At 41.4% G+C, this 12,256-nt stretch carries 7 protein-coding genes; 5 read left to right on the top strand and 2 right to left on the bottom strand.

What is annotated here, in order from left to right; genetic code table 11:
* Positions 1-7: 7 nt before the first annotated feature.
* Complete coding sequence (gene mntE / locus CBI42_RS08295) at positions 8-1,201, bottom strand: CDF family manganese efflux transporter MntE (RefSeq protein WP_094753741.1); 1,194 nt, start codon at positions 1,199-1,201, stop codon at positions 8-10.
* A gap of 306 nt (positions 1,202-1,507) precedes the next feature.
* On the opposite strand from mntE, the gene CBI42_RS08290 reads away from it, so the two are divergent.
* The 4 genes from CBI42_RS08290 (at position 1,508) to yaaA (ending at position 7,138) form a co-directional block, all read left to right on the top strand.
* Positions 1,508-4,204: a cation-translocating P-type ATPase gene (locus tag CBI42_RS08290; RefSeq protein WP_094753740.1), complete on the top strand. Its 2,697-nt coding sequence runs from the start codon at positions 1,508-1,510 to the stop codon at positions 4,202-4,204.
* Positions 4,205-4,316: 112 nt separating this feature from the next.
* Positions 4,317-4,727 (top strand): peptide deformylase, encoded by a 411-nt coding sequence (locus CBI42_RS08285; protein ID WP_094753739.1) that lies wholly within the window; start codon positions 4,317-4,319, stop codon positions 4,725-4,727.
* A gap of 11 nt (positions 4,728-4,738) precedes the next feature.
* Positions 4,739-6,334, top strand: coding sequence for a hypothetical protein (locus tag CBI42_RS08280; RefSeq protein ID WP_094753738.1), 1,596 nt, complete (start codon positions 4,739-4,741; stop codon positions 6,332-6,334).
* Positions 6,335-6,409: 75 nt separating this feature from the next.
* Positions 6,410-7,138 (top strand): peroxide stress protein YaaA, encoded by a 729-nt coding sequence (gene yaaA, locus CBI42_RS08275; RefSeq protein WP_094753737.1) that lies wholly within the window; start codon positions 6,410-6,412, stop codon positions 7,136-7,138.
* Between the two features lie 51 nt (positions 7,139-7,189).
* Here the strand turns inward: yaaA and pclR are convergent, their stop codons facing one another.
* Positions 7,190-8,674, bottom strand: a complete 1,485-nt coding sequence (gene pclR / locus CBI42_RS08270; RefSeq protein WP_094753736.1) for a virulence transcriptional activator PclR — start codon at positions 8,672-8,674, stop codon at positions 7,190-7,192.
* A gap of 217 nt (positions 8,675-8,891) precedes the next feature.
* On the opposite strand from pclR, the gene pclA reads away from it, so the two are divergent.
* Positions 8,892-12,256: pneumococcal collagen-like adhesin PclA (gene pclA, locus CBI42_RS08265; protein ID WP_142294092.1), on the top strand; the 3,365-nt coding region annotated here is incomplete at its 3' end.

Raw genomic sequence — 12,256 nt, 5'->3', positions numbered from 1 at the left:
GATAGGGTCATTGTTTGTCTTCTTTTTTAGTTTCTTGATGAAAGATATTTTGCCAAGTTTCGTGACGGCGCCAGATACTGGTATGGACGATACCATCTAACTCATAGCAGATGAGTTTGGTCTTCTGACTGATGGAAGTGATTTGAATATCCTTGATAGATGCATTTAACTCTTTTTCGGTCTTATAAGCCTCTTTATTCATCTGCTCTCCATCTTGCCGAATATAGACAAAATCGTCAGCCAATAGTTCTTCCAGTTGATTTCCTTGGTCAATCAATTGTTCACGCATGAGCAATTTTTTATAGACATTGTCTAAAATTTCATCCTCAGGTATAGGTGCTGGCTCAATATGGACATCGGTATCAAAAACCCCAAAACGTTCTTCCAGCATAGACTCGACCTGATCCGCGATCTCGTGACTTTCATAAACCGACAAGTCAGGATTCATTTCTAGCGTAATATCCAGGTAGATGTTACTACCGTAGGTACGACCTCTTTGGGACTTAACCTTACTGATTTTGGGAATTTCCATGATAGCCTTTTGATAATCCTCAAGCAGACGGTCGTCGAAACCATCTGAAAGACTAAAGGAAGACTCAATGAAGATATCATAGGCAGTTTTCAAGATAAAGAAAGTGATGATGATAGCGACCAGTTTATCCACAATGGGATAATTGAAACTACTAGCCAGGATGGCAATGGTCGTACCAAGAGAGGTAACAGCATCAGAAAGATTGTCCTTAGCAGCGGACTTCAGTGCCTTGGAGTTAGATTTCTTACTGAGGCGAGTGTTGTAGAGATAAACCACAAACATAATCGCTGCAGAAATGATTCCTAGAGTTGCACCCAGAGGATCAATGACCGTTTCTTCACGACTGATAATCTTTTGAATGGTATCCCGCAGCACATCAAAGCCAACATAAAACATAATGATGGAAGTGATTAAGCTAGCCAAATCTTCAATCTTCCAGTGACCAAAACGGTGGTCACGGTCCGCAGGCTGGCGTGCCATTCGAATCCCAATCAAGAGGGCCACATTTCCAATGATATCGGATACGTTATTGAAACCATCTGCCACCAAACTGGATGAATCAAGAAGGTGGCCAGTTGCTAATTTGGCTGCAGATAAGAGCAGGTAGGTCGAAATACTGATGATGGCCCCACGCTCAGCTAACTTGAGATTTGAAATAGATTGCTTCATTCAACTTCCTTTCTAGTCATATAGCATTCTACCATTATACTGGTTTTCAAGGGAAAATTCAAATAAGGCAGTTTTTGCTCTTTAAAAACTTTCCAAAATTTGCTATAATAGTACTACTCAAGGGAGTAGCTGGCAGAAACCTGTGATAGTGTCGTCATTCCGAATTTTATACTGAAAAGTATGTTTTCCGGCCCTATCTTAAACAGCGAGACTTGTTATGATTAACAGGGCTCTTTTTGTTTGTCGTGAAAAGATACGATGAGAAAAAGAGAGTCTGTTTTGCACACAATGTCAAGGAGGAGACACATGTCAAAAGAACAAAAACGCCAAGCGTTTTACACTCAAAGTCCTGAAGAGGTTTTGAAGGCTGTGGATGCGACCGAGCAAGGTTTGTCATCAAGTGAGGCGGAAAAGCGCCTTGCCGAATTTGGCCACAATGAACTCGAAGAGGGTGAGAAACGATCAATCCTGGTCAAATTCATCGAACAGTTTAAGGATTTGATGATTATCATCCTAGTTGCGGCAGCTATCTTGTCAGTCGTGACTTCTGGTGGAGAAGATATTGCAGATGCCATCATTATCTTAGCCGTGGTTATCATCAATGCTGCCTTCGGTGTTTACCAAGAAGGAAAAGCAGAAGAAGCCATTGAAGCCCTCAAATCTATGTCCAGTCCAGCTGCTCGCGTTCTTCGTGATGGGCATATGGCGGAGATTGACTCTAAAGAATTGGTACCAGGAGATATCGTTGCCCTCGAAGCTGGTGATGTAGTACCAGCAGACCTACGTTTACTAGAAGCCAACTCTCTTAAAATTGAAGAAGCAGCTCTTACAGGTGAGTCTGTGCCAGTCGAAAAAGACTTGACAGTTGAACTTGCTGCAGATGCTGGTATTGGTGACCGTGTCAATATGGCCTTCCAAAACTCAAATGTGACTTATGGTCGTGGTCTTGGTGTTGTTATCAATACAGGGATGTACACTGAAGTTGGTCACATCGCAGGTATGCTCCAAGATGCGGATGAGACGGATACACCACTTAAACAAAACTTGAATAACCTTTCTAAGGTCTTGACCTATGCTATCTTGGTCATTGCCCTTGTTACTTTTGTAGTGGGTGTCTTCATTCAAGGGAAAAATCCACTTGGTGAGTTGATGACCTCTGTTGCGCTTGCCGTTGCAGCCATCCCAGAAGGACTTCCTGCTATCGTGACCATCGTTCTTGCCCTTGGTACTCAAGTTTTGGCCAAACGAAACTCTATCGTTCGTAAGTTGCCAGCTGTAGAAACGCTTGGTTCAACTGAAATCATCGCTTCTGATAAGACTGGTACGCTTACCATGAACAAGATGACCGTCGAAAAAGTCTTCTATGATGCAGTCCTACATGACTCTGCTGATGACATTGAACTCGGCTTGGACATGCCTCTTCTTCGTTCTGTAGTTTTGGCTAATGATACCAAGATTGATGCAGAAGGAAACCTGATCGGAGATCCAACCGAAACAGCCTTTATCCAATATGCCTTGGACAAGGGCTACGATGTGAAAGGATTTTTAGAGAAATATCCTCGTGTGGCTGAGTTGCCATTTGACTCTGACCGTAAGCTCATGTCAACGGTTCACCCATTGCCAGATGGTAAATTCCTTGTGGCGGTTAAAGGTGCGCCAGACCAACTTTTGAAACGTTGTGTTCTTCGTGATAAGGCTGGGGATATTGCTCCGATTGATGAGAAGGTTACAAACCTCATTCACACAAACAACTCTGAAATGGCCCACCAAGCCTTGCGTGTCCTTGCAGGTGCGTATAAGATTATTGATATCATTCCAGAAAACCTGACTTCTGAAGAGCTTGAAAATGATTTAATCTTTACTGGTTTGATTGGGATGATTGACCCTGAACGTCCTGAAGCTGCTGAGGCTGTTCGTGTGGCTAAGGAAGCTGGAATCCGTCCAATTATGATTACGGGTGATCACCAAGACACTGCAGAAGCTATTGCCAAACGTTTGGGAATCATTGATGCAAATGATACAGAAGGCCACGTTTTAACTGGTGCTGAACTCAACGAACTATCTGATGAAGACTTTGAAAAAGTAGTTGGTCAATACTCTGTTTATGCCCGTGTGTCTCCAGAACACAAGGTTCGTATCGTCAAGGCTTGGCAAAAACAAGGTAAGGTCGTTGCCATGACAGGTGATGGTGTCAATGATGCGCCAGCTCTGAAAACAGCCGATATCGGTATCGGTATGGGAATCACTGGTACAGAGGTTTCTAAGGGGGCTTCTGACATGATTCTTGCAGATGATAACTTTGCGACTATCATTGTTGCGGTTGAAGAAGGACGTAAGGTCTTCTCAAACATTCAAAAGACTATCCAGTATTTGCTTTCTGCCAATACTGCTGAAGTATTAACCATCTTCCTATCAACCTTGTTTGGTTGGGATGTCTTGCAACCAGTTCATCTTTTGTGGATCAACTTGGTAACAGATACTTTCCCAGCTATCGCTCTTGGTGTTGAACCTGCTGAGCCAGGTGTCATGAACCATAAACCACGTGGACGCAAGGCAAGCTTCTTCTCAGGTGGTGTTTTGAGTTCTATCATCTATCAAGGTGTACTCCAAGCAGCTATTGTTATGAGTGTTTATGGACTTGCGATTGCTTACCCAGTTCACGTGGGTGATAATCATGCCATTCATGCAGATGCCCTTACTATGGCTTTTGCAACACTTGGTTTGATTCAGCTCTTCCATGCCTACAATGTGAAATCTGTTTACCAATCCATCTTGACAGTTGGCCCATTCAAGTCTAAGACCTTCAACTGGTCCATCTTGGTATCCTTCATCCTTCTCATGGCAACAATCGTCGTAGAACCACTTGAAGGAATCTTCCACGTAACCAAACTAGACTTGTCTCAATGGGGAATTGTTATGGCTGGAAGCTTCTCAATGATTATCATTGTCGAAATCGTTAAGTTTATTCAACGTAAACTCGGTTTTGACAAGAATGCGATTTAAAAAAGTCATCTTCGGATGGCTTTTTGTTACAGTTGAGGGAAAGGGCTTGCAGTTATCGGCTTTTGTGCTATAATTGCTATAATATAGTAAAAAGAAAGAGGAGTGTGAGGAAGTGGAGAAGAAAATTGTAAAGGATATCTTATTTTTATCTCAGGTGTCTCAACCGGCAAGTCAAGAAGATCTTTATCTTGCCAAAGATTTGCAGGATACACTCTTAGAAAATCGCGAGACCTGTGTTGGTCTGGCTGCCAATATGATTGGGGTGCAGAAGCGCGTGATTATCTTTAATCTTGGCCTGGTTCCTGTGGTCATGTTTAACCCAGTGCTCCTGTCTTTTGAAGGAGCTTATGAGACAGAGGAAGGCTGTTTGTCCTTGGTAGGTGTGAGACCTACTAAGCGCTATGAAACTATAAGGGTTGCCTATCGTGACAGCAAGTGGCAGGAACAGACCATTACTTTGACAGGTTTCCCAGCCCAGATTTGCCAGCATGAACTGGATCACTTGGAAGGACGAATCATTTAGGAGGAAAGTAAATGAAACGAATAGTCTTTGAACTTATTTTTATCGTAACGACCTGGTATATCTTTTTACCGCCTCTTAACCTGACCAGCTGGGAATTTCTTTTTTTCCTCTGTGGGCATTTGCTGCTTGTGGCTATTTTATTTGGCTTTGGCAAGGGAATCAATCTGGTCAAAACAGTTCATGTGCGCCACGGCAAGGCGGAAGCTGCTTTAAATTTTGAGGGTTTCAAAATCAATCGGTTAGGGAAAGTTCTTTTTGCTTCTATTGGAGGAATTCTTATCTTGGCTGGTTTAGTTTCCTTGGTGACCTCCAGCATTTTTCAGGCTAAAAATTATGCCAATGTAGTCACGGTGACGGAAAAAGACTTTACTGAATTTCCTAAGACTGACACCAGTAAGGTTCCTATCTTAGATAGAAGTACCGCTGAAAAAATTGGTGACCGCTACTTGGGTTCCCTAACAGATAAGGTGTCGCAGTACGTAGCGGCAGACACCTATACCCAATTGACAGTTGATGGGAAGCCTTATCGGGTTACACCACTAGAATACGCAGATCCTATCAAATGGTTTAACAATCAGGCCAAGGGAATCGGCGAATATATCAAGGTGGATATGGTAACCGGGAATGCGGACTTGGTGGAATTGAAGACACCAATTAAGTATTCGGACTCGGAGTATTTTAACCGCGATGTCAAGCGTCACCTGCGCTTGAAGTATCCAACCAAAATTTTCAAAACTCCATCCTTCGAGGTGGACGATGAGGGCAATCCTTTCTATGTAGCGACGGTTTACCAAAAGCAATTTGGACTTGCAGTTCCTCGTCCTGTTTCAGTCATTATCTTGGATGCCACAAATGGAGAAACCAAGGAATACAGCTTGGCAGATGTTCCAGAATGGGTGGACAGGGTTTATCCAGCTGAGGAAACCATTGAGCAAATCAACTACAACGGCAAGTACAAGGACGGGTTCTGGAATGCCATGATTTCCAAGAAAAATGTGACCCAGACTACCAAGGGCTATAATTACTTGTCTATAGGCAATGACATCTACCTCTACACAGGTGTGACATCAGCCAATGCAGATGAAAGTAATCTTGGTTTCATTCTTGAAAATATGCGAACAGGAGAGATCACGAAGTATAGTTTGGCTTCTGCGACCGAAGAATCAGCCCGTGAATCAGCCGAAGGTGCTGTTCAGGAGAAATCCTACAAGGCAACCTTCCCAATCCTCATCAACCTCAATGACAAGCCTCTATACATCATGGGCTTGAAGGACAATGCTGGCTTGGTCAAAGAGTACGCCCTGGTAGACGCAGTCGAGTACCAAAATGTTATCGTAGCTACTACAGTAGAAGAACTGCTCAGTAAGTACGCTAATAAAAACGACCTTGAGATTGATAATGCAACAATAGAAAGCATCAAGGGTGTGGTAGCAGATCTCAGATCAGCTGTTATCAAGGGTGATACCGTCTACTTCTTTAAAGTTGATGGCAAGATTTACAAGGTCAAGGCCTCTGTATCTGATGACCTCCCTTACCTCGAAAATGGTAAAACCTTCGAAGGTCAAGTAGGTAAAGACAATTATCTCAAGACATTTAAAGTGCAGTAAGATAAACCTCGGTCAAACCGAGGTTTTTCAGATGAATTTCTTGGTTGTGGCTAAAAAATATGCTACACTATCAATATGAAAATTTTAATCCCAACAGCAAAAGAAATGAACACAGACTTGCCGAGTATTGAAGCAACTCCTTTAAAACCAGAAAGTCAGGCCGTGCTTGATGCCTTGGCTCTCTATTCTGCTAGTCAACTAGAGAGTTTTTACAAAGTTTCAGCCGAGAAGGCGGAGGAAGAATTTCAAAATATCCAAGCTTTGAAAAGGCAAACTGCTCAACACTACTCAGCCTTGAAACTTTTTGATGGGCTTATGTATCGTCACATTAAGAGAGACAAACTGACCGAGGCAGAACAAGCCTATCTTGAAAATCATGTCTTCATTACCTCGGCTTTGTACGGAGTCGTTCCAGCCTTGTCACCTATGGCACCTCACCGTTTGGATTTTTTGATGAAGTTAAAGGTCGCTGGTAAGACTTTGAAGAGCCATTGGAAGGCAGCCTATGATGAAGCTGTGAAGCAGGAAGAAGTGATTTTTTCTCTCTTGTCGTCCGAGTTTGAGACTGTGTTTTCTAAGGAAATCAGAGAAAAGATGGTGACCTTCAAATTCATGGAGGATAGAGGCGGTCAGCTGAAGATTCATTCAACCATTTCTAAGAAAGCGCGTGGTGCCTTCCTGACAGCCCTGATAGAAAATCAAGTACAAACGGTGGAGGAAGCTCGTCGCTTAAGCTTTGCAGGATTTGTTTACAGAGAAGATCTGTCCCATCAACAAGAATTGGTTTTTGTTAAGGAAGTTTAGAAATTAGATAAGAGAAAAAGTCAGCAGAATCATGCTGACTTTTTTGATAACTTATAAAGTATTGGATAAATGAATCTCATTTGATAAGGTATTAAGATGATTAACCAAATCCATGATTGACAGATGATTTCGACAAATAAACTTCTTGGTAATTCCTGGAATATAGAAATTAGACACGATGATATCGTAATCTGTCTGATTTAAAATCTCAGGACTTGTTTTCAATTCATCCCAAATATCGAAGGTAAAGCGGTTATTACAGTAATAGGAAAGGATATCAACAAAGGTCAGGGATATAGCATGGTCAAAGTTACTGATAATCAAAACCTTGATAGGTGGTCGATTTTCTAACAACTGAGTTGAGAGGTTTTCAGCATGGGTTAAGATGGTGTACATCAAGTGTTCCAACTGTTCAGGATGGTCATGCTGTCCAATTGCCTGACGGTATTGAGCCAGTTCTTGACGCGCACTCCCCATAAAGTCTGGGAAGTAAACTTCAAACTTTTTAATCGTTAATGCTTTTTGTTCAAATAAGATTGGGGTAGAAAAGATTTCCTGTCTTTCAAAGAAAGCGGTGTTGTGTAAATGCCAAATCAGCTCATCGTGGTTGGTAAAAGTAATCTTATATTGTTTTGATAGGCGTTCTAGTATTTGACTCAGTAATTGGTAAGAGTGTCTTGCTTCACTGTTCTCTTCTAAAGAGTTGAAGAATTCTTGAGGATCTAAGAAAATGTTACTTTGAATAAAGGAAATAAAAATTTGTGCAATGATATCTGGAGTGATTTCAAGTCCCAGTTTTTCAGAGAAATGGACAAGTATCTCCTCAAAGTTTGGATTACTCGCCAAAATAGGATAGTATTCATCATAGAAATGATTTGGTAAGTCGATAAAATGACCATTTTTGATGCGGTAAATACTGATAGCTATCATCAGTTTGTACATTCTATAAATTGAAAATCGCATTGGATAATTCGTGATTTTATAGAAGAAGTCAGCAAATTCTGTTAAATCTTCCTCAGGAAGGTCAGGAAAAGGCCAATCTAGGAAATAATAGCGCTCAGAAAAATATTGGGCAAAAAAATAGCGAATATCGATTTCATTGCCACGTATTTCGGATGGAGTAAATGATAGTTCAATTTGGAATTGAGTTGATAGAGTTTTTGTAATATTTCTGCCCAGTCGATAGAGGTTGGCATTACTAGAGTGAAGATTTTCTATTGTTCGATAAATAGGTAGCCCCTCATTAAAAAACAGATACTCTAGTAATTGAAAAGATTGAGAATTAGCAAGAAAATATTGATAAATATCTTCTACACTAGTGTTAACTTCTAAATCTATCATGATTCCGTTAACAGAAGATTGGATGTCAATAGATGGAAAGGCAACACGTAATTCATTTAAATCACTTTTTAAGATTCGTTCTGTACATCCTAATTTTTCGGCAAGTTCATGCAATTTCATCCAATTACGATTCTGAATTAAGGTTTCCATTAAACGTAATTGTCTTTGATCTTTTGTGGATAAAAGGTTGCGCATATTGGTAATTTCCTCCTATTTTCATTATATCATATTATTGTCTAAAGTGTACAAAAATGTCGGAGTAGAAAAAGTGTCTGAATTAGTCAGAAAAATTAGAATAATATAAGTGGTTCTTAGGTACAAAAATAGAATATATTAATTGTATAGAAAATATTGATTTATATATCAAATAGTTGTAGAGTAGGAATTATAAAATATTATCTAGGAGTTCAAAATGAAACATTCACATAAGAAATCATTTGACTGGTATAGCATGCAACAACGATACTCTATTCGTAAGTATCACTTTGGTGCAGCTAGTGTCTTGCTCGGTACAGCTTTAGTATTGGGAACTGCCGCTAATGCGCAATCAGTACAAGCGGAGGAACAACATCCAGAAGCAACTAACAGTGTTTCTGTTGATAAGGTAGATGAAGCTACTAAACCAGCAGAAGTTTCTACACCTAAAAAAGAAACAACTTATGCAGCTCCAACTGTTGCGAACCCAGTAGAAACGACTCCAGCTAAAACTGAAGAAGCTACTAGACCAGCAGAAAAAGTTGAAGAAGCAAAAGATAAAAAAGAAGAAGTAACGCATCAAGATGCTGTTGACAAGTCAAAATTGTTAACGGCTCTTTCGCGTGCTAAAAAACTTGAGAGTAAGTTATATACAGAAGCAAGTGCTGCAAACTTGCAAGCAAGTATCCAAGCTGGTCAAAGCTTGCTTGGGAAAGCAGATGCAACTGAAGTTGAATTATCAGCAGCAGAGTCATCTATTCAATCGTCTATTATTGGTCTAGAACTTCGTTCTAACTCTGATAAAGGAACTGTATCAGAAACTCCTGTAGTGAAGAAAGCTGACGCGGCAGAAGCCAAAGAAGAAGCTAAACCAGTTGCAACAACTGATCGTTCAGCTGTTAATAGTACTGTTTTGCCAACTAGCACACCTGTTAAAGTAGAAGCTACGTCAAGACCTGCATCTACAAATGAACTTTTGAAACCAGCTCTTAGCCTTTCTGACGCTCGCCAAAATCCAGCTATCCGTAAAGAAGACTTGGATAAAGGGCACAGTGGCTTTAGAGCAGCTAGCAATCCAGCTAACCCAATTGTTTCAGGTTCTGGAAATACAGTTGCATTTACAGATATTAGTCAAGGTGGTCGTAGTTATAGTTTCCGTGGCTACGGAAACTCACGTGGTGGTAATTCAATTCATTACGATGTAACAACAGTACGTCAAGGTAATAGATTGAATTTCACAATTAGATACTCTGGTCCAGGTGAATTTGTTAATAATAACTTTATCTTGGACAAAGGGGATGGATTTGGAAATCCTTCAAATGCAACCATCACAACTCCAAGATTAAGAGAGCAATCAAAACCTATTAGCCAGGGTGCCAACTTCGTATCTCACTCAGGATACAGTATGACCTCTGCTACTTCAACAAATATGGAACAAACAATCAGATTTAGTTTGCCTATCATTAATCCAAATGGTGACTTGTCTGTTCGTTTGAAACCAGTTACTTTTAACGTGGACCAAGGTGGTGGCGGTGCCGCTACTAGCAATGACCCATACAGTAACTCTAACTATTATTATAGAGCAAACCCACTCCTCTTGGATGCAAATCCAAATGGTGGTACTAGTAACAAGACTGTTACAGAAGAACTTGAATTCCAAACTATCTATCTTCCAACTAGTAAATTGCCAGAAGGTGAGACTAGATTAGTTAGAGAAGGTGAAAAAGGACAACGTCAAATTACCTATAAAGTTCATCGATTAGGTAATGAAACAATCCTAGGCTTACCAATTAGTAATAGAGTTACTAAAGAAGCTAAACCACGTATTGTTCAAATCGGTGTTGCTAAAGAATTCATTGAAACTGTAAAACCACGTGTTGATCAAAATAAAATCGGTGATACCAATAACCTCACTTTCTATCTTGATAATGATGGTAACGGTGTTTACACTGAAGGTGTAGACGAACTTGTTCAAAGAATTGCTATTAAAGATGGTGCTAAAGGTGAAAAAGGAGACCAAGGTGAACGCGGTCTCACTGGGGCACAAGGTGCTAAAGGTGAAAAAGGAGACCAAGGTGAACGCGGTCTAACTGGAGCACAAGGTGCTAAAGGTGAAAAAGGGGACCGAGGCGAACGCGGTCTAACTGGAGCACAAGGTGCTAAAGGTGAAAAAGGAGACCAAGGTGAACGCGGTCTGACTGGAGCACAAGGTGCTAAAGGTGAAAAAGGAGATCGAGGCGAACGCGGTCTAACCGGAGCACAAGGTGCTAAAGGTGAAAAAGGAGACCGAGGTGAACGTGGTCTGACTGGAGCACAAGGTGCTAAAGGTGAAAAAGGAGACCAAGGTGAACGCGGTCTGACTGGAGCACAAGGTGCTAAAGGTGAAAAAGGAGATCGAGGCGAACGCGGTCTAACCGGAGCACAAGGTGCTAAAGGTGAAAAAGGAGACCGAGGTGAACGTGGTCTGACTGGAGCACAAGGTGCTAAAGGTGAAAAAGGAGACCAAGGTCAGGCAGGTCGTGACGGTGTAACTCCAACCGTAACCGTTAAAGATAATAAAGAAGACGGTACTCACACTATCACTATTAACGACGGTAGAGGTAATGTTACAAATACTGTTGTAAGAGATGGTTTCGATGGAGCAAGCCCATTAGTTGCGACTCAACGAAATGAAGCTGATAAAACAACAACTGTTATCTTCTATTATGATCAAAATGACAACAACGAATTTGATGCAGGAGATACAAAACTAAAAGAAGTTGTCATTGCAGATGGTGCCAAAGGTGAAAAAGGAGACCAAGGTGAACGTGGATTAACTGGTGCACAAGGTGCTAAAGGTGATCGTGGCGAACGTGGTGAAACAGGGGCAGCAGGACGTGATGGTAAAACGCCAGTAATTACTACAGCTCGTGGTAAAGATGGTCATAGTACTGACATTACATTTACAATTCCTGGAGAAGAGCCTGTTGTAGCTAACATTAAAGATGGTAAAGATGGACGTACACCAACCATCGACTTAAATGCCTTAGCTGAAGCAGCAGCAAGATTAAACAATCAAAGAAGCGGAAGAGTAAGAAGAGCTTTAGCAGACGCCCCATCTACAGCACCAGCAGAAAAACCAAGAGAAGGTACTCTTATTACAGCGTACTTTGATAACAATGGTAATGGTCGATACGATGAAGGTATAGATGACTTAATTGCTAAACAACCAATTTATAATGGTACAGACGGTGCCAATGGTGCAGCAGGTGCAGCCGGACGTAATGGTGCTGAATTATTAAGTGGACCTAAAGCACCAACAGCAGATGATGGTAAAGATGGCGACACTTATATCGATGCAACTACAGGTGATGTTTATAAGAAAGAAAACGGAACTTGGGATAAGATTGGTAACATTCGTGGACCTCAAGGTCTAAAAGGTGAAGCCGGAGTTGCAGGACCACAAGGACCACAAGGGCTACAAGGACCTAAGGGTGACCAGGGTGCTCAAGGTCTTCAAGGACGTGATGGTCAAGACGGAGCACAAGGTTTACCAGGACGCGACGGACGAGATGGCGCAGCAGGTCGTGACGGACGTGATGG

Source organism: Streptococcus sp. KR (genome assembly GCF_002238115.1).
GTDB lineage: Bacteria > Bacillota > Bacilli > Lactobacillales > Streptococcaceae > Streptococcus.
The sequence above is the reverse complement of the archived record's forward strand: the minus strand, read 5'-3'. Positions and strand labels throughout refer to the sequence as shown.

Bases quoted from the DNA above. Each gene is read 5' to 3' on its own strand.
- mntE (WP_094753741.1), bottom strand. From the start codon at position 1,201: ATGAAGCAATCTATTTCAAATCTCAAGTTAGCTGAGCGTGGGGCCATC.
- pclR (WP_094753736.1), bottom strand. From the start codon at position 8,674: ATGCGCAACCTTTTATCCACAAAAGATCAAAGACAATTACGTTTAATG.
- CBI42_RS08280 (WP_094753738.1), top strand. From the start codon at position 4,739: ATGAAACGAATAGTCTTTGAACTTATTTTTATCGTAACGACCTGGTAT.
- CBI42_RS08290 (WP_094753740.1), top strand. From the start codon at position 1,508: ATGTCAAAAGAACAAAAACGCCAAGCGTTTTACACTCAAAGTCCTGAA.
- yaaA (WP_094753737.1), top strand. From the start codon at position 6,410: ATGAAAATTTTAATCCCAACAGCAAAAGAAATGAACACAGACTTGCCG.